The sequence below is a fragment of the Congzhengia minquanensis genome (assembly GCF_014384785.1).
Lineage (GTDB): Bacteria > Bacillota > Clostridia > UBA1381 > UBA9506 > Congzhengia > Congzhengia minquanensis.
Genome location: NZ_JACRSU010000001.1, coordinates 199,795 through 218,300, shown reverse-complemented (window position 1 = coordinate 218,300; position 18,506 = coordinate 199,795). Strand labels below are relative to the sequence as shown.

General features: G+C 47.0%; 19 protein-coding genes. 14 read left to right on the top strand and 5 right to left on the bottom strand.

The window, feature by feature from the left end; translation table 11 throughout:
- The first annotated feature begins 3 nt into the window (after nt 1–3).
- The 11 genes from trmL (at nt 4) to H8698_RS00975 (ending at nt 9,674) form a co-directional block, all read left to right on the top strand.
- Complete coding sequence (trmL, locus tag H8698_RS01020; protein ID WP_249310758.1) at nt 4–495, top strand: tRNA (uridine(34)/cytosine(34)/5-carboxymethylaminomethyluridine(34)-2'-O)-methyltransferase TrmL; 492 nt, start codon at nt 4–6, stop codon at nt 493–495.
- 11 nt (nt 496–506) lie between these two features.
- Entirely contained in the window at nt 507–1,364 is an 858-nt protein-coding gene (locus H8698_RS01015) for a DNA-3-methyladenine glycosylase family protein (RefSeq protein WP_249310756.1), read from the top strand.
- Nucleotides 1,357–1,593, top strand: a complete 237-nt coding sequence (gene xseB / locus H8698_RS01010) for an exodeoxyribonuclease VII small subunit (protein WP_249310754.1) — start codon at nt 1,357–1,359, stop codon at nt 1,591–1,593. The genes H8698_RS01015 and xseB overlap by 8 nt, the downstream gene beginning before the upstream one ends.
- The gene (locus tag H8698_RS01005) at nt 1,594–2,475 is read left to right on the top strand and encodes a polyprenyl synthetase family protein (RefSeq protein ID WP_249310752.1); all 882 of its coding nucleotides are present in this window, start codon (nt 1,594–1,596) and stop codon (nt 2,473–2,475) included.
- Nucleotides 2,476–2,495: 20 nt separating this feature from the next.
- Nucleotides 2,496–2,948: a divergent PAP2 family protein gene (locus H8698_RS01000; protein ID WP_177680448.1), complete on the top strand. Its 453-nt coding sequence runs from the start codon at nt 2,496–2,498 to the stop codon at nt 2,946–2,948.
- A 307-nt stretch (nt 2,949–3,255) separates the two neighbouring features.
- Entirely contained in the window at nt 3,256–3,324 is a 69-nt protein-coding gene (locus H8698_RS13470; protein ID WP_430393562.1) for an Arc family DNA-binding protein, read from the top strand.
- A gap of 420 nt (nt 3,325–3,744) precedes the next feature.
- Nucleotides 3,745–4,425 carry an Mg2+ and Co2+ transporter CorB gene (locus H8698_RS00995; protein ID WP_249310751.1) on the top strand — a complete coding sequence of 227 codons (681 nt, stop codon included), beginning with the start codon at nt 3,745–3,747 and terminating at the stop codon, nt 4,423–4,425.
- Nucleotides 4,418–5,272: a shikimate dehydrogenase gene (gene aroE / locus H8698_RS00990; RefSeq protein WP_249310749.1), complete on the top strand. Its 855-nt coding sequence runs from the start codon at nt 4,418–4,420 to the stop codon at nt 5,270–5,272. Before H8698_RS00995 ends, aroE begins: the two co-directional genes overlap by 8 nt.
- 9 nt (nt 5,273–5,281) lie before the next feature.
- Nucleotides 5,282–6,163: a DUF2156 domain-containing protein gene (locus H8698_RS00985; RefSeq protein WP_249310746.1), complete on the top strand. Its 882-nt coding sequence runs from the start codon at nt 5,282–5,284 to the stop codon at nt 6,161–6,163.
- Nucleotides 6,164–6,165: 2 nt separating this feature from the next.
- Complete coding sequence (gene trmFO / locus H8698_RS00980; protein WP_249310743.1) at nt 6,166–7,476, top strand: methylenetetrahydrofolate--tRNA-(uracil(54)-C(5))-methyltransferase (FADH(2)-oxidizing) TrmFO; 1,311 nt, start codon at nt 6,166–6,168, stop codon at nt 7,474–7,476.
- Nucleotides 7,473–9,674: an ATP-dependent helicase gene (locus H8698_RS00975; protein ID WP_249310741.1), complete on the top strand. Its 2,202-nt coding sequence runs from the start codon at nt 7,473–7,475 to the stop codon at nt 9,672–9,674. The genes trmFO and H8698_RS00975 overlap by 4 nt, the downstream gene beginning before the upstream one ends.
- Nucleotides 9,675–9,711: 37 nt before the next feature.
- On the opposite strand, the gene H8698_RS00970 is transcribed toward H8698_RS00975, so the two are convergent.
- Together H8698_RS00970 and gpr are read right to left on the bottom strand one after the other, a co-directional pair.
- On the bottom strand, nt 9,712–10,167 hold the full coding sequence (locus tag H8698_RS00970) for a superoxide dismutase family protein (protein WP_249310738.1): 456 nt from the start codon (nt 10,165–10,167) through the stop codon (nt 9,712–9,714).
- Between the two features lie 53 nt (nt 10,168–10,220).
- Nucleotides 10,221–11,195 carry a GPR endopeptidase gene (gpr, locus tag H8698_RS00965; protein ID WP_177680441.1) on the bottom strand — a complete coding sequence of 325 codons (975 nt, stop codon included), beginning with the start codon at nt 11,193–11,195 and terminating at the stop codon, nt 10,221–10,223.
- Between the two features lie 164 nt (nt 11,196–11,359).
- Between gpr and metG the strand changes: the two genes are divergently transcribed.
- From metG to H8698_RS00950, 3 genes are all read left to right on the top strand, one after another.
- Nucleotides 11,360–13,309 carry a methionine--tRNA ligase gene (metG, locus tag H8698_RS00960; protein ID WP_249310736.1) on the top strand — a complete coding sequence of 650 codons (1,950 nt, stop codon included), beginning with the start codon at nt 11,360–11,362 and terminating at the stop codon, nt 13,307–13,309.
- An 89-nt stretch (nt 13,310–13,398) separates the two neighbouring features.
- Entirely contained in the window at nt 13,399–14,412 is a 1,014-nt protein-coding gene (gene pta / locus H8698_RS00955) for a phosphate acetyltransferase (protein WP_177680439.1), read from the top strand.
- A 38-nt stretch (nt 14,413–14,450) separates the two neighbouring features.
- Nucleotides 14,451–15,650 (top strand): acetate/propionate family kinase, encoded by a 1,200-nt coding sequence (locus H8698_RS00950; RefSeq protein WP_249310735.1) that lies wholly within the window; start codon nt 14,451–14,453, stop codon nt 15,648–15,650.
- 39 nt (nt 15,651–15,689) lie between these two features.
- Here H8698_RS00950 and pgeF read toward each other — a convergent pair whose 3' ends face one another.
- The 3 genes from pgeF to murA are packed head-to-tail and all read right to left on the bottom strand — an operon-like array spanning nt 15,690 to nt 18,334.
- On the bottom strand, nt 15,690–16,511 hold the full coding sequence (gene pgeF, locus H8698_RS00945; RefSeq protein WP_249310733.1) for a peptidoglycan editing factor PgeF: 822 nt from the start codon (nt 16,509–16,511) through the stop codon (nt 15,690–15,692).
- Entirely contained in the window at nt 16,501–17,043 is a 543-nt protein-coding gene (locus H8698_RS00940) for a 2-oxoacid:ferredoxin oxidoreductase subunit gamma family protein (RefSeq protein WP_249310729.1), read from the bottom strand. The genes pgeF and H8698_RS00940 overlap by 11 nt, the downstream gene beginning before the upstream one ends.
- Nucleotides 17,044–17,071: 28 nt before the next feature.
- On the bottom strand, nt 17,072–18,334 hold the full coding sequence (murA, locus tag H8698_RS00935) for a UDP-N-acetylglucosamine 1-carboxyvinyltransferase (RefSeq protein WP_249310726.1): 1,263 nt from the start codon (nt 18,332–18,334) through the stop codon (nt 17,072–17,074).
- Between the last annotated feature and the right edge of the window lie 172 nt (nt 18,335–18,506).

The following is an 18,506-nucleotide window of genomic DNA, read 5'->3' as shown; positions in this document are numbered from 1 at the left end:
GACATGGCAATGAACATTGTGCTCGTTGAACCTGAAATTCCCCAAAACACTGGAAACATTGCAAGAACCTGCAAGGCAACGGGCAGCATTTTGCATATCGTAAAGCCAATGGGCTTTGCGATTGACGATAAAAAGCTAAAGCGCGCCGGGTTAGACTACTGGCACGAATTAGACATTCGATATTATGAAAATTTAACGGACTTTTTTGAAAAATGCCCGGGAACATATTATTTCTGCACCACAAAGGCCGGCAAACGCCACAGCGACCAAACATTTCAAGACGGGGACTTCCTTGTTTTCGGCAAAGAAACCCACGGCCTGCCGGAACCGCTGTTAAAGGAACACTATGAAAACTGCATCCGCATCCCCATGGCGGAGGGCGCAAGGTCGTTAAACCTTTCTAACTCTGTGGCAATTGTGCTTTATGAAGCGCTGCGGCAGCTGAACTTTCTGACATTGAAAGAGGAGGGGGTTCTTACGGGCAGGCCCGATTAGGAGATACCTTTATGAAAAAACAAGTTGTGCTGAAAAACCTTTGCAGCTTTGAACCGCAGCATATTTTTGAATGTGGACAGTGCTTTCGCTGGGAAAGGGAGGAAGACGGCAGTTACACCGTTGTTGCCCGAAACCGCGTGATAAACGTTTGCAAAGAAAAGGGATTTATCGTTTTTCGTAATGTGACGGAAGAAGAATTTCATGATATTTGGCGTGGCTATTTCGACCTTGATACCGATTATGGTCAAATTAAGAAAACGCTTTCGGAACATGACAGATTTTTAAAGGATGCCACAGAATATGGCAGTGGTATCCGGATTTTAAACCAGGATTTGTGGGAATGTGTGGTATCGTTTATCATATCCGCCAACAACAATATTCCGCGGATTCAGGGAATCATTCAAAGGCTTTGCCAGCAGTTTGGAGATCGTTTAAGTTACGGCGGGAAAACCTATTTTACGTTTCCCGGACCGGAGAGGATTGTAGGCGATTTATCCTTTTTAAGGGCTGGCTACCGCGAACACTACATAAAAAATGCCTGTGAAACCTTTTTAAGCAGCAATTTTTCAGATATCGCAGCGCTTGACACAGACAGCGCTAGAAAGAAGCTGCTCACCATAAGCGGAGTGGGGCCTAAAGTGGCGGACTGCATTTTGCTGTTCGGCTTAGAACGGCGGGAGGTCTTTCCCGTTGACGTTTGGGTCAAACGCTGTTTAAACAGCCTGTACGGCGAAGCCATGAAAACAAAAACGCCCCGGGAGTTCGCGGTGGAGGCCTTCGGACCACTTGCGGGCTTTGCACAGCAATATTTGTTTTATTATATGCGTAATGCGGGATTTGACAAAACGGGAGGAATGAAACATGCCTAAGGCAAAAACCTTTGAAGAGTCAATCACAGAACTAGAGCAAATTGTAACCCTTTTAGAAAGCGGCGACGCTCCGTTAGACGAAGCGGTGGCTCTGTTTGAAAAGGGAATGAAACTCTCTGCAAAATGCCACGACCAGCTTGACAAGGCCGAGCAAAAGGTAAAGCTTTTAACAGAGAATGAAGAAGGAACTGTTAAAACAACAGATTTTAACAGCGGGGAGGACAGTTAATTGGATTTTTTAGAAGCGTTAGAAGCCAAAATTGTTGAAGTGAATAAAAGTCTGCATAAATACCTTGAGGAGAAAGACAGTCCTCAGGCAACTATCTATAAGGCAATGAACTACAGTCTGCACGCTGGCGGCAAACGTATCCGTCCCGTGCTTGCGCTGGCATGCGCCGAGGTTTTAGAAGCGGAGACGGATAAGGTTATGCCCTTTGCCTGTGCCATTGAAATGATACATACCTATTCCTTAATCCACGACGATTTGCCGTGCATGGATAACGACGACCTGCGCCGGGGCAAGCCCACCAACCACAAGGTTTACGGCGAAGCAATTGCAACTCTGGCAGGGGACGGGCTTTTAAATTTGGCATTTGAAACTATTTTAAAGCAGTCCCAGGTTTCGCCCAATATGACGCTGGCGGCACTCTCCTTAATTGCAGACAGCGCAGGCGTGGAGGGCATGATTGGCGGACAGGTGATTGACATTGAGTCTGAGGGTAAAACCATCGACGCAATTACGCTGATGACCATGCACCTGCACAAAACGGCGGCGCTGATTATGGCGTCTGCGAAGGTGGGGGCGCTGCTTGGCGGTGGCGGCAGGGAAGACCTGATTGTAATGGAGGAGTTTGCGCGGTATTTGGGCATTGCTTTCCAAATTAAAGACGATATTTTAGACGTGGCGGGCAGCGCCGAAAACCTGGGCAAAACAACGGGCAAGGACAATGCAAGCCAAAAATCGACCTTTGTTACAATCTATGGCTTGGAGCAGTCTGAAAAAATGCTTGTGGACTATACCAACAAGGCGGTCGACGCTTTGTCAAAATACGGTGCTAAGGCAGAATTTTTAATCAATCTTTCAAAATTTTTGTTAGACCGTGACAGATAAAATTTAAGGTGGTAAAAAACGTGTGGTTAAAAGAACTTCTGGCAAACGAAATTTTGATTGCAGCGATCATCGGCTGGTTCAGCGCCCAGGTTATTAAATTTTTGCTGGTGTTGATTGAGGACAAAAGAATTAACTTTGAGCGCCTGGTAGGCTCCGGCGGCATGCCCAGCTCACACACCTCGTTCGTCACCGCTTTAACGGCAGCAGTGGCATTAAATGAGGGCTTATCGTCGTCTTTATTCGCAGTTTGCGTAGTGTTTTCGTTTGTGGTGATGTACGATGCCTCCGGTGTGCGGCGCGCTGCAGGCGAACAGGCTGCGCTGTTAAATCGGCTGGTGGAAAACTTTGGCAGGGAAAAGCTTGAGGTTACAGGAGAACGGTTGAAAGAGCTTGTGGGGCACTCGCCCTTAGAGGTAATTGCCGGCGCGGCGCTGGGAATTGCAGTGGCAATTGTCACTCACAACATATTTTAAATTTTTGTTAAAACTTTAATTGAGCCTTTACTTAAAGCAAAATTTATGGTATATTAATGATGTTTGATAAAGAAAAAATCACGGTGGTGCAGTATCCTAGTCAGCGCTGCTTGCTCCCAGGACGGGCCTAAAAATCCGTTGAAGGGCACATCGATGAAGTTCCTGGTGCTTGCTTTCGACGCCCAGTCGGGGGTTGGTGCTGGGAGTTAAGGCTTTGGGGCGTCTCGCAATGGCATGCGAAATTCGACCCCATTTCCGTGGAGACCTGTTCTTGTGCTTCATCTGCCCGCTTTAAAACCGTATCGTTTTGAGGTGGCCTACTGAGGTACGAAACAGGGTGAAACCTGTTGCTTGGTGCAACTGCCGTGCGGTTTAGCGGCCGCAATGCACGCGTGCTGGGGACAGCGTAGCCTGCCTTGAGTGGGTATGGCGGATAGCGGACAGACCTTTTTCGTTCCGGCCAAAACAAAAAGGTTATCGCTGCTTGAAACCATGGCTGCAAAAGAGGCTAAGAGCAAGTCTGACTGTTTGGGAAAACCTCTAGGCTGTTCGTATGAGATACTTTTGGGATTGTAGTGCGGACTTAAGTGGTGATTCGGTTCTGCATAGGGAGACCGTGCAGGTCGGACGTTAAAGGGAAACCACTGATTTGGCGACATATCAGCAGTCCGTCGGGAAAGCCTACCGAACCTAAACCGCAAAATTTACCTCAAGTATTGCCACCTATTTTTTTATAAAATTTATCGTATAAAGATTTGTATGCGCCGTAAATTCAGTTTGCGGCGTAACTTTTAGTTTGAATTTAAGGCTGGTGTTTTGCTTGTCTGACGACAGTAGTAATAAGCGGGTAACTGCAAACAAAATTAAAACATATCGTAAAACAGGAAATAAAAAAGAGGGCCGTAAATGGGTTGTTACAATTGTTCTGGTGACCTTTGTGATTTCTGCCATGCTGCAGATGATTCAGTCGGGGTTAATGAACAGGGTAAACCTGATTATGGCTTTTATTATTTTGAGCATATTCATCGCCATCGGCGTATTGTTCGACATTATCGGTGTGGCGGTAACCTCAGCGCAGGAAACGCCGTTTCACTCCCTATCCTCCAGAAAGGTGCGGGGTGCAAAAGAAGCTGTGCGCCTCATTCGCAACGCAGACAAGGTTGGCTCTTTTTGTAACGACGTTATCGGCGACATTGTGGGCATCATTTCAGGCAGCGCCACAACGGCAATTGTCATTATGCTGTTTTCCCTGGGCTATTTTAAAAGTGAGTTTGTTTTAACCATTGTGTTAACCGCGGTTGTTGCGGCGCTTACCATTGGCGGCAAGGCGCTGGGAAAGCGGGTGGCCATTGAAAAGTCCGGCACCATTGTGTTTACCGTGGGAAAAATTGTGAGCTTTATTGCTCCGGTGAAAGAGAAAAACACGGCAAAGCCAAAATCTGAAAATGCTAAGGCGGCGAAAGAAAACGATGATTGAAACAACAAATAAAACGAAACTGTTCGGCATTTTGGGAACGCCGGTTGCGCATACGCTGTCTCCTGCCATGCATAGCTTCATGGCGGAGCAAAACAAAATTGACATGGCTTATTTAGCGTTCGACGTGCCGCCGGAAAAGCTTGGTGACACCATGCGGGGCGTGAAAGCCATAGGAGCGTGTGGCTTTAACATTACCGCGCCCCACAAAATTTGCGTGATGGACTATTTAGACCACATCTGCCCTGAGGCGCAGCACATGAACTCGGTGAACACCGTGGTAAACCGTAACGGCGTGTGGCACGGTTTTAACACCGACGGGAATGGTTACTGTGAGTCTCTTTTATTAGAGGGACATGAAATTAAAAATAAAAATATTTTAATGATGGGCGCTGGCGGTTCTGCCCGGTCTCTTGCCTTTACGCTCGCCAAATCCGGCGCAAAATCCATTTCCATTACGTCCAGAAGCATGGAGAAAATACATATAATCGGCGAAATGGTAGAACACTATACTGAAACTATATTTTACGATACGCTGGACAAAGCCAAGGATTACGACATTGTAATCAACACCACACCTGTGGGAATGCACGGCGCCGGCGACAGCGGCAACCCCTGCGGTTTTATGGATTTGATTCACGAAAACATGGTGTGCAGCGACATTATTTATAACCCGAAAGAAACGGTGTTTTTAAAAGAGGCTAAGAAAAGGGGCGCGCGTATTCATAACGGTTTGGGCATGTTGGTGCTTCAGGGCATTTTGGCATTTGAGCTGTTTTGTGAAATTTCCTTAGACCACAAAAGGACGTATGAACAGCTGATGCATTTATTTGACTACTACAGAATTTAAGGTGAAACTATGTTGAGTCCGAAAGACATTGCAATTGAAGATAAAAACGTATTACAGGAATATTTGGGAAAGAGCGAAAGCTCAACTTATAACTTTACTACGCTATTCATGTGGGCGGGCAGCGGAAAAATTCAGTATGATATTGTGGACGGCTGCCTTGTCTTGTTTTTTCATGGCAGGCACCACGGCGTGGGCTGCACCTATCCTCTGGGGAACGGGAACCGACAGGCGGCGGCAGAAAAATCCTTTGAGTTTATGAACCGCCAGAGCGGTTCGCCCCATTTTATTTTAATGACAGAACAAATGGCAGAGGAGTGTGGCGCAGTTTTTGGAAATAAACTTCGCATCTACAGCGACCGCAACAATGCGGACTATGTTTATTTAAGCGACAGCTTAATTCATCTTCGGGGCAAAAAGCTCCATCAGAAGAAAAACCACTTAAACGCATTTTTAAATCACTACGATTTTCAGTATGAGCGATTGGGGCAGAAAAACGCAGATGAGTGCAAGGAGTTGTTTTTAAACTGGAAACAGGGACAGAAGAACCATGGCTCAGGCCTGTCGGAAGAAGCAACGGTGCGGCTGCTTGACAACGTGGACAAGCTTGGCGTAACCTTAGGAGGAATCCGCGTTGACGGAAAGCTTGCGGCATTTTCTGCAGGCGAACCCATAACAGACGACATGGCGCTCATTCACATTGAATATGCCGACACCTCCATCCGGGGATCCTTTAACATGATAAATCAGCAATTTGTGCAAAACGAGTGGAGCGGTTTTGAATTTATTAACCGCGAGGAGGACATGGGGCTTGAGGGCTTAAGAAAAGCAAAAATGGCCTACAGGCCCGTTCGAATGGTTGAAAAATATTTTACGGAATATGAAGGAACATGAATATGAATATGAATGCAACAGTGATTGGCGGCGGTCTAGCCGGGTGCGAAGCGGCATGGCAGCTTGCAAAGCATAAAATTAACGTAACGCTTTATGAAATGAAGCCGGAAAAGAAAACGCCTGCGCACAGCTCCGACCTTTTGGGAGAACTTGTGTGCTCAAATTCTCTCAGAGCAGATACTTTAGAAAACGGCGCAGGTCTCCTAAAGGCTGAAATGCGGCTGTTAGGTTCGTTGGTGACAGCGTGCGCCGACCAAACAAAAGTTCCGGCAGGAGGCGCTCTGGCGGTGGACAGGGTGGGTTTTGCCCAGATGATGACAGACAAAGTTACGAAAAACCCATACATCACCGTTAAAAATGAGGAGATTACCAAAATTCCAAAAGAGGGCTGCGTGGTGGTGGCCACCGGGCCTCTTACATCAGACGCGCTTTCGGAACATATCGGAACATTTTTTGGCAACGGTTATCTATATTTTTACGACGCTGCGGCGCCGATTGTCACATTTGATTCCATTGACAAAACCAAGGTGTTCAAAAAAGCACGGTATGACAAGGGAACGGCAGACTACATTAACTGCCCCATGACAAAGGAACAGTATGAGGCGTTTTACACAGAACTGGTAAACGCGAAAACCGCACACCTTCACGAATTTGAAAACAACAAGGTGTTTGAAGGGTGCATGCCCGTTGAGGTAATGGCACAGCGCGGAAGAGACACGCTGACCTTCGGCCCGCTTAAACCGGTGGGCTTGGAACATCCCGAAACCGGGGAGCGGTATCACGCCGTGGTGCAGCTTCGGCAGGACGATAAGGACGGCACGCTTTACAACATTGTAGGCTTCCAAACCCATCTGACGTTTTCAGAACAAAAACGTGTTTTCTCCATGATTCCGGGCTTAGAACATGCAGAATTTATGCGTTATGGGGTAATGCACCGCAACACCTATATCCATTCGCCCGGCGTGCTGACGGCAGCGTTTGAAACGGTAAGCCGCAAGGGCCTGTTTTTTGCAGGGCAAATGACGGGCGTGGAGGGCTATGTGGAGTCTGCCGCATCGGGCATTGTTGCCGGAATTAACGCCGCCAGACATTTGGAGGGAAAGAGTGCGCTCATGTTTCCATCCACAACGGCAACCGGCGCGCTGGGGCATTACATCTCAACGTTTTCCGGCGCGGACTTTCAGCCAATGAACATTAACTTTGGAATTATTGACGGATTAACGGAACGAATTAAAAACAAGCGGGAGCGGTATGCAAAGATTTCGCAGCGCGCCCTGACACAAATGAAAGAATTAATTGCGAGGGAACTATGAATTTAGATCAATTTAACGACAGGCAAAAAGAAGCAATTTTAGCTACCGAGGGTCCGCTTCTTATTTTGGCGGGCGCCGGATCGGGCAAAACCACAGTGGTGGTAAACAAAATTGCGTACATATTAGAACAAAGCTTGGCTCGTCCCTATCAAATTCTAGCCATCACGTTTACCAACAAGGCCGCAAATGAATTAAAAGACAGGGTCGAGGGCTTAATTGGCGACGGGGCAGAGGGTATGTGGATTGGCACGTTCCATTCTGTGTGCATGAAAATCCTGCGCAGGAACATTAGCCTTTTAGGTTATGCGTCGGACTTTTTAATTTACGACTCTGCCGACCAGAAAACGCTGATAAAACGGTGCTTAAAAGAGCTGGGCATGGACGAAAAAACGTTTCCGCCCAAATCTATGTTGGCGGAGATTTCGAATGCGAAGGACAATTTGATGGAGCCAGATGTGTTTTTGGCGGCCTATAACGGCGATTTCCGCATGACAAAGGTAGGCGAGCTTTACAAGCTCTATCAAAAACGGCTGTTTGAGGCAAACGCGCTGGATTTTGACGATATTATTATCCTGACAGTGAAGCTGTTCTCTTTAGACGCGGAGGTGCTGGAGTTTTACCAGAATAAATTCCGCTACGTGTTTGTGGACGAGTATCAGGACACGAACAACGCGCAGTATCTTTTAACCAGCCAGCTGGCGGGAAAATATCGGAATATTTGCGTGGTGGGCGACGACGACCAGAGTATTTACAAGTTCCGCGGCGCCAACATCAATAACATTTTAGACTTTGAAAAGGAGTTCGATCAGGCTAAGGTCATTAAGCTTGAGCAAAACTACCGTTCTACCCAAAATATTTTAAACGCTGCAAACTGCGTGATTGCCAACAATGCCGGAAGAAAAGGCAAGGAGCTGTGGACCAGCAACGGCGCCGGGGATAAAATTTTGCTGTTTGAAGCGGACAACGAATATGAAGAGGCCGACTATATCGGAAAAACCATTGAAAAATTGGTGAAGGTAGACGGAATGCGCTATTGCGACTGCGCAATTTTATACCGCACCAACGTGCAGTCACGCGTGCTGGAAACCACGCTATCCGGCTTCGGAATTCCTTACCGTGTGCTGGCGGGGCTGCGGTTTTACGACAGAAAGGAAATTAAAGACATGCTGGCATATTTGCGGCTTGTGTTTAACCCCAACGATAACCTGTCACTTATGCGCGTGGTAAACGAGCCATCTCGTAAAATTGGCGTCACCACGGTAGAAAAGGTGGCGGCAGCGGCAGCCGGACGGGACATCAGCATGTTTGCCGCCATGGAAATTGCAGATACCATTCCGGAGCTTGCGAAGGTAACGGAAAAGCTGTTGACGTTTACGAAATTAATCCGCGAAATTCAGACAGACACCGACCAAACCCAGCCCTCAAAAATCATTGAGGCGGTTTATAAGCGTTCGGGCTATATGGATATGCTTTTGTCGGAGGATTCTGTTGAAAACCAAACGAGGATAGAAAACATTCAGGAGTTTATCCTCTCTGCAGAGGAATATGAAAAGAGCAGCGAGGAGCCAACCCTGTTTGAATTTTTAGAGAACACGGCTTTAATTGCAGACGTGGACAATTACGACACAGAGGCCGACAGCGTGGTTCTTATGACGCTTCATTCCGCCAAAGGCTTAGAGTTTCCGGCAGTTTTCCTATGCGGCTTGGAGGAGGGGCTGTTCCCCAGCCAGCGTTCCATGTATTCCGAGGAGGAAATTGAGGAGGAACGCCGCCTGTGTTATGTAGGTATTACGCGGGCAAAAAAACGCCTCACGCTCTCCTACGCCATGAGAAGGTCTATGTACGGCGGTTCGGTTTATTCCAAAGCCTCCCGGTTTTTAGATGAAATCCCGCAGCAGTATGTGGATATTGTTGAAGCAGACCGGAGCCCGAAAACAGAAGTGGGCGGCAGAAAAAAGGCCAAAAGTCAGAGCGACCTGTTTCAGGAAATCTTTGAACGCAAAAGCGCGGGTGTGCGCACCGAGCCTGTGTCTTACGACTTTAAAGCGGGTGACATGGTGGTGCATAAAAAGTTTGGCACCGGCATGATTTTGTCTGTAACCCCGGCAGGCGGCGACGTAAAATTAGAAATAGTGTTCGACGAAGTGGGCACGAAATCCCTGATGGGTTCTTTTGCAAGACTGAAAAAAGCACAATAATATAAGTAAAAAAGCTGCCGAAAGGCAGCTTTTTTACTTATCGTGCAATCACGCCGCAGGCAATCATTTCGCCTGAATTTCCGCTGGGCTGGGTTGTAAAATCATCCGGATCTAAGTGAATAATCACTGTCTTACCGATAATTTCTTCTAACGTAAAGCGGTCGGTTAAAAACGACATATATGCCATGCCGTGATTCCCAAACAATGGCGGCATATCGCCTGCATGGTATGGATGTGGGCAGCCCCGAGGGTTAAAATGCCCGTCTGCATCAGCAAACTCGTTGGCTTCGGTTCCTGTGCAGGAGCCGCCGCTGTGAATATGGAACCCATAAACGCCGCAGCCGCAGCACTCGTTTTGCACCGGCAGGCCGGTAACCTGAACGGTTACCAAAACGCCTTCTTCCATGCCGTTAAATGTAACGGTTCCGCGCAGATCGGGATATTTTTTTCCGCCTGAAATAGCGGCGACTGCGCGGTTTCTATGTTTCATCATAATATAAAAACACCTCCTAAACCACCATATGCGGTAAAGGGATGTTTTGTGTTTTAAGAAACGTAAATATCTATATCTTCAAAGGTTATATCCTTGTGTAGAGCAAAATTAATGCCATTTGCCACAACCTCTGCAGTTTTATCAATCAAAATGTCAATCTCCTTGGGTGTGGTCATAAAGTTGGGCATGGACTTTGAAACTGACTCTTTAATTAATCCAAACCGGTCTTCGGGGTTTAGCCCTTTCAGCATTTTAAAAAAAGCGGTGTTGTCATCGTTTTGCGACAAAAGATTGTCAATGACAAGATTTAGCGTGTCGTCTGTTATGGTTGCCGCGTCCACCACTGTGGGCACGCCCACGGCAATTACCGGCACGCCCAGAGTGTTTTGCGAAATCTCTTTTCGGTTGTTGCCCACCCCTGCGCCGGGGTTTATTCCAGTGTCGCAAATTTGAATGGTGCGCGTTACGCGGTCAATATTTCGAGCGGCCAATGCATCCACGCAAATCACCGCGCAGGGATGCACCTTTTCGCACACGCCGGCAATGATTTCACCCGTTTCAATACCTGTAACCCCCAATACGCCGGGGGCAATGGCGCACACAGAGCCTAAATTGTCCGACACGGCCTCAGGTGCATAGTGGAACAAGTGTCGCGTAATCATCAATCTGTCAATCACGGCAGGGCCCAGCGAGTCTGAGGTGATGGAGCGGTTTCCAAGCCCGATGATTAAAATGGGGCGTTTCGGATCAATACCTTTTAAAAGTTCACCAATTTCGGCAGAAATTTTCTTGCATGCCGTCTCATAAAGGTTTTTGTCGATATAGCGCAGGTCGGGCAGCTCTAATGTCACATAGTTTCCTATGGGCTTGCCGATTTTTTGCGATGCCTCCTTGTCCTTTACTGCAACGTGGGTGATATGAATTTCCCCCTCTGAGCGGTCAGACAACTCAATTCCCGCAATTTCCTCCGCCGCCTCCATGAAAAGCTCGTGGGCTTCCAAGGCCAGGTCGGTTCTAACGTTCCGCATAACAGCGCCTCCAAATTTATGGTTTTAGGTGTATTTTGTGCAAAAAACTTTGACATTATGTGCTTTTTTTCTTAAAATTTAACTTTTTTTGTGAAAACCCTTTTAAATGTAAGAAAAAAGTGGTATTATATAAATAAGTAATTATGCACGGAAGGAGCTTTTAGATGGGGAAAGAGAAATATTATATTACAACTGCCATCGCATATACATCCAAAAAGCCGCATATCGGCAACACCTTCGAGGTGGTTTTCACAGACGCAATTGCAAGATTTAAAAAGCAAATGGGTTACGACGTGTTTTTCCTCACCGGAACTGATGAGCACGGCCAGAAAATTCAGATAGAAGCAGAAAAAATGGGCATCAGCCCCAAACAGTATGTGGACAACGTGGCGGGAGAAATCCGCAAAATTTGGGATCTGATGGGCGCGGGCTATAACAAGTTTATCCGCACAACAGACGACTATCACGAGCAGGCAGTTCAGCATATTTTTAAAAAGCTCTACGACCAGGGCGATATTTACAAAAGCGAGTATGAGGGCTGGTATTGTGTGCCATGCGAATCGTTTTTTACAGAGAGTCAGCTTGCAGACGGCTGCTGCCCGGACTGCGGCAGGGAAGTGAAGAAAACAAAGGAAGAGGCCTATTTCTTTAAAATGGGCAAATATCAGAACGCTTTAATGAAACACATTGAAGAAAATCCTGAATTTATTCAGCCGGAAAGTCGCAAAAAAGAAATGGTGAATAACTTTCTAAAACCGGGTCTGCAGGATTTGTGCGTGTCAAGAACCTCGTTTAGCTGGGGCATTCCCGTGGAGTTCGACCCCGGGCATGTGATTTATGTGTGGGTGGACGCGCTGTCAAACTATATCACGGCGCTGGGGTATGACCCGGAAAAGCCGGAAACAGAGCTGTTTTTAAAAAACTGGCCCTGCGACGTGCACATCATTGGAAAAGATATTTTAAGGTTCCACACCATCTATTGGCCCATTTTTCTTATGGCTTTAGGGATTCCGCTCCCCAAACAGGTGTTCGGCCATCCATGGCTGTTGTTTGGCAACGACAAAATGAGCAAATCGAAAGGCAATGTAATGTATGCCGACGATTTGGTTGAGCTGTTCGGCGTGGACGCAATCCGCTACTACCTTTTAAAGGAAATGCCCTACGCGCAGGATGGGTCTATCACCTATGAAAATATCATTGCGCGGTTTAACGGCGATTTGGCAAACACGCTGGGAAACTTAGTAAACCGCACGGTGGCCATGGTACACAAATATTTTGGCGGCGTTGTTCCGAATCCCAGCCACGGCGAGTTTGACGACGAACTGAAACAAACGGCGCTGGAAGCGGCAAAAGCGGTTACAGAAAAAATGAACGAGTTTAAAACAGCCGACGCACTGGAAGAAATTATTTCCTTAGCGCGCAGGTCGAATAAATATATCGACGAAACTATGCCCTGGGCATTGGCAAAGGATGAAAGCAAAAAGGAACGTTTGGGCGGCGTTTTGTATAATTTGTTAGAGAGCATTCGTTTCATCGGCGTGCTGCTGACGCCCTTTATGCCCACCACGGCGGACAGCATTTTCGGGCAAATCTGCGCAGAAACTACCGGGTGGGACAGCTTAAGCGCCTTTGGCGCCACAGTAGCTGGTAAAACAATTGGCCAGGGGAAACCGCTGTTTAACAGAATTGACGAGGCGAAAAAGCTGAAGGAAATTGAAGCAAGCTTGGCAAAACAGACGGCGCCGGAGCCGGAAAAGAAGCAGGAACCGGAAAAGGGCGAACGCAGCTATATTTCCATTGACGATTTTGCGAAGCTGGAACTGAAAGTGGGCCTGGTGCTCGAGTCGAAACGAGTTGAGGGGGCAGACAAGCTGCTGGTTTCAAAAATTAAGGTGGGCGGCGAGGTGCGCCAAATTGTTTCGGGCATTGCAAAGTTCCGTACCCCTGAGGAGTTTGTTGGCAAAAAGGTTGCTGTGGTAATGAACTTAAAGCCTGTGAAATTCCGTGGCGTTCTGTCTGAGGGAATGATTCTGGCGGCAGGCGGCAGAAACGGCGAGCCGTTTGCGCTGCTAACGCCCGATATGGACATTGATGACGGAACAGAAATTGGTTAAAGAAAAACGTAAGCGGGAAGCCGTTATGATGGCTTCCCCTGATTTTGTTTTTTAATTTTTATTACATATTAAGGGAGGAAACATCTGTTATGAGTAAGTTCTTGGATAGAATCAAAGAACGTGCAAAACAGGACAAAAAAACAATTGTATTGGCAGAAGGGGAAGACATAAGAACCGTCAAAGCCGCCGATATGATTCTGAAGGAAGGCATTGCGGACATTATTCTGCTGGGGGACAAGAAAAAAATTGCAGAATTGGCCACAGGATTAGACCTTTCAAAGGCGCAGATTTTAGATCCCGCCACAGACGAAAGACGGCAGGAATTTGCCGACAAGTTTTATGAAATGAGAAAAGCCAAAGGCATGACACCGGAAAAGGCGTTCGAAACAATGGCAAACCCGCTTTATTTTGGCGTAATGATGGTAAAGCTCGGCTTAGCAGACGGACAGGTGGCAGGCGCGGTGAACTCCACGTCTAACGTGCTCCGCCCGTGCCTGCAAATTTTAAAAACCGCGCCGGGAACAAAGCTGGTCAGCGCATTTTTTGTTATGGTTGTTCCTGACTGCGAATATGGCCACCATGGAACGTTTATCTATGCAGACAGCGGCCTGAACGAAAACCCAGACGCCGAGGCTGTTTCAGAAATTGCAATTTCATCGGCTGAATCGTTCCAAACATTAATCGAAGCAGACCCGTGCATTGCCATGCTTTCTTATTCTTCTTACGGCAGCGCAAAGAGCGAATTGGTAGATAAAATGCAGCTTGCCACCAAGCTTGCAAAGGAAAAACGCCCAGATTTGGTTTTAGACGGCGAATTACAGGCGGATGCTGCAATTGTGCCGTCGGTGGGCGCCTCGAAAGCACCCGGCTCCCCGGTTGCCGGAAAAGCAAATGTTTTGGTATTCCCTGACTTAAACGTTGGAAACATTGCATATAAATTAACCCAGCGACTGGCAAAGGCCGAGGCCTATGGCCCAATTACCCAGGGAATTGCAAAGCCGTGCAACGACTTGTCGAGAGGATGCTCGGCTGAAGACATTGTGGGGGTATGTGCCATCACCTGTGTACAGGCTCAGGAGCAGGACAAAAAACAACAAAAATAACACATAATTTTAGTCAGAAAGGTTTGAAATTTAAGAAAATGAAAGTTTTAGTAATCAACGCAGGAAGCTCGTCTTTAAAGTACAAGCTGATTGATATGGATAACGAAAACGTAATGGCAAAGGGCCTGTGCGAGCGCATCGGCTTAGACCAGTCCCGGCTGAAACATACCCCTGGGGATAAAGACACGGTAATCATTGAAAAGGACATGCCGAACCATGGCGTTGCAATTAAACTGGTTTTAGGCGCGCTGACAGACAAAAATCACGGCGTTATCAGCGACATGAGTGAAATTTCGGCAGTAGGTCACAGGGTGGTGCATGGCGGCGAATTTTTCAGCTCAAGCGTTTTAATTACCGATGAGGTGAAAAAGGCTGTTACGGAATGTAACCCCTTGGCGCCTCTGCACAATCCGGCAAACTTAACGGGAATTGCAGCTTGTGAGGAAGCGATGCCCGGCGTACCCAATGTCGGCGTTTTCGACACGGCGTTCCATCAGACCATGCCGCCGGCTTCTTTTATGTACGGAATTCCTTATGAATACTATGAGAAATATAAAATCAGAAAATACGGGTTCCACGGAACCTCCCACAACTATGTTGCCCACAGGGCGGCAGAGCTTTGTGGAAAACCCATCGAGGAACTGAAAATTATTACCTGCCACTTAGGCAACGGCTCGTCCATTGCCGCTGTGAAAAATGGCAAGGTGGTTGACACCTCCATGGGCTTCACACCGTTAGACGGCTTGGTTATGGGTACCCGTTCCGGCTCTATCGACCCGGCCATCATTCCCTTTTTAATGAACAATGAGGGATTGACCATTGAAGAAGTGGACGCCATTTTAAATAAAAAGTCGGGCGTTTTGGGAATTTCCGGCGTCAGCAGCGATTTTCGTGATTTAGACGCCGCAGCGGCAGAGGGCAACAAACGCGCACTGCTCGCTTTAAAAATGTTCCGTCACAGCGTGCAAGGTTATATCGGAAGATATGCGTCTATCATGGGTGGTGTTGACGTTGTTACTTTTGCAGGGGGTGTTGGCGAAAACGGGCCTGATGTTCGTGCAGACGTTTTAGCAGGCCAGGAGTTTATGGGAATTCGAATTGATGCGGAAAAGAACAATGTGAAAGGCGTTGAGGCCGAGATTTCAGCAGACAACGCAAGGGTTAAGGTGTTCGTAATTCCTACAGATGAAGAACTCACCATTGCAAGAGATACAAAGAAAATTATTGAAAATAAATAAGAATAAAAAAACGGCGCCAATTTATTGGCGCCGGGTTTTTTATCGCAGTTCAATCACCGCACACATGCGGCCGGTTATGCCGCCGTCCCCGCGGTGAGAATAGAACACGTCGTTATGACAAAAGGTACAGAGAGGACAGACGGAAATATTTTCTAACGGCACGCCGCAAGCCGCCAATGCGTCAACATTCAGTGCATCGGTGTTCACATAATACTTGCCGTTTTTCTGAATGGTGTTGTCTGCCGCAGGCTGGCCGAAAACATTTACAAATTGGTCATATACTTCTTTCCCCACCTCAAAATGGCACTGTTTAATCGAAGGACCAATGGCGCAAACCATATCTTTCGGGTCGCACCCGAATTCTCTGGTCATTTTTAAAACGGTCTTCTGCGTGATTTTTAAAAGCGTTCCCCGCCAGCCGGAATGGACAGAAGCAATTACTTTTTTTTGTAAATCGACAATTAAAACCGGAGTGCAGTCGGCGTAAAACGTTGCAAGGGCAACGCCGGACTCTGCGGTAATCAGAGCGTCAATCCCCTTTATGTCCGAATTTAGCAAAACGCCCTTGCCGCAGTCAGCTTTTGTAACAATTCGAATTTTGTCGTCATGCACCTGGTTCGACAGCACCATTTTTTCAGTCTGAATGCCAATTGCCTCTGAAAACAGCTGAAAATTACTTAAAACGTTTTGTTTTTCATCTTTTGAGTTAACGCCGAGGTTTAAAGAGGAGTAAGCGCCTTCGCTTACTCCTCCGATTCTCGTACTGAATGCATGGTTAACAAGTCCCGTACGTTCCAGTATTTCATTTTTATAAAACCAGGCGCCGTTTGCAGCACATATTTTATAAAAATTATTTGTCATAAGTATACCCCAAATTCACAGCCTCAATGTTCTTTTCAATGAGCCAGGCCTTCGATTTCGGAACGCTTTTTTCAATGCCGATTTTAATTTCGTCGGTGGTGAACAGCTCGGTTGCTTTCAGCATTCTACCCAAAATCACCATGTTTGCAAGGGTTTCTAAGTGATGTTCCATAGTAAGCTCGGTTGCGGGGATTTTAATCACGTTCACATCGGTGCGCTCAACATCGCGGTCAACCAAAGAGTCGTCATAAATAATAAAGCCGCCGGGGGCAACTGCGTTTTCAAATTTATCCAGTGAGGGACGGTTCAATGCGATTAACACATCAGGATTGGAAATAACCGGCGAGCCAACAGCTTTCCCGTCTGAAACCACAATGCTGCAGTTACATGTGCCGCCGCGCATTTCAGGTCCGTAGGAGGGGAGCCAAGTCACGTTGCGCTCGGTTTCCAGGCTTGTATAGGCCAAAACCTTGCCGGCAAACAAAATTCCCTGTCCGCCAAATCCTGCTAAAATAATCTGACTGCTTTTCATAGTATATGCATCTCCTTAAAAGTGTAATTTACTCATCAACACGGCTAATATCGGCCCCAAGAGCCTTAAACTTTTCTTCCATTTTTTCATAGCCACGGTCAATATATTGAATGTCTGTAATTTCGGTAACGCCGCTAGCCATCAGGCCTGCTATAACCATTCCAGCGCCGCCGCGAAGATCAGTTGATCTTACAATGGCACCGCTTAAAGCGGGAATGCCCTTAATTACAGCAGTTCTAGCGTTAATGGTTATATCGGCCCCCATGCGAATTAGTTCATCCACATATTGAAACCGGGATTCCCAAACGCTTTCCGTCACAATGCTCGTTCCCTTTGCTGCGGAAAGCAGTGCCACGAACTGGGGCTGCATGTCGGTTGGAAAACCGGGGTAGGGAAGCGTTTTAATATTTACCTGTTTTACGACCTCCGCCCCGCGTACGCGAATGCTGTCGTCATATTCAATTACCTCAGCACCGGTCTCAATGAGTTTCGCGCTGATGGAGTCCATATGCTTCGGAATTACATTTTTCACTAAAATGTCGCCGTTTGTAGCGGCAGCAGCTACCATAAAGGTTCCCGCTTCAATCTGGTCGGGAATAATGGAGTATGTACCGCCGTGAAGCCGTTCTGCACCGTAAACCTTAATCACATCGGTGCCGGCGCCTTTAATTTTAGCGCCCATGGCGTTTAAAAAGTTTGCCACGTCAACAATGTGAGGCTCTTTGGCAACGTTTTCAATAATCGTAACGCCCTTTGCCAGAGTCGCTGCCAGCATAATGTTGATGGTTGCGCCAACGCTTACGACATCAAGATAAATATTGGTGCCCACCAAACCGTCAGTCTCGGCCAAAATTGCATCGCTGTCAGAGGATTCAAACACCGTAGCGCCCAAAGCTCGAAATCCTTTCAAATGCTGGTCAATGGGGCGGCAGCCAAAATTACACCCGCCGGGCATTGCCACGTCGGCCTTTTTCAGCCTTCCCAAAAGTGCACCCAAAAGGTAATAAGATGCACGCATCCGCCGTACCATTTCGTATGGCGCTGTATATTTATCCACTTTCGAGCAATCAATTCTTAAGGTATATTTATCTAAAAATTCTACCGTTGCGCCAAGTTCTTCTAAAATTCCGCAGATAACAGTAACATCTTTAATTGCCGGCACATTTTCAATGGTACAGGGGCCGTCGACCAAAATAGCCGCCGGAATAATCGCGACGGCCGCGTTTTTTGCGCCGCCGATAGTGACCTCGCCGCAAAGCCGCTTGCCCCCTTTTATCACCAGTTTTTCCAAACTTATCAAACCTCCGAAAAAATATTCGATAGAGTCTTTTTTCATTTAAAACTACAGTTTTTATCCCAATCTACCATCATAAAAAAAACCACATAAATACATTATACCATTTTCTGCGCAAAAATCAATGATAATTTCGAATTTATTTTCTAAAAGCAGAATATATATGAAA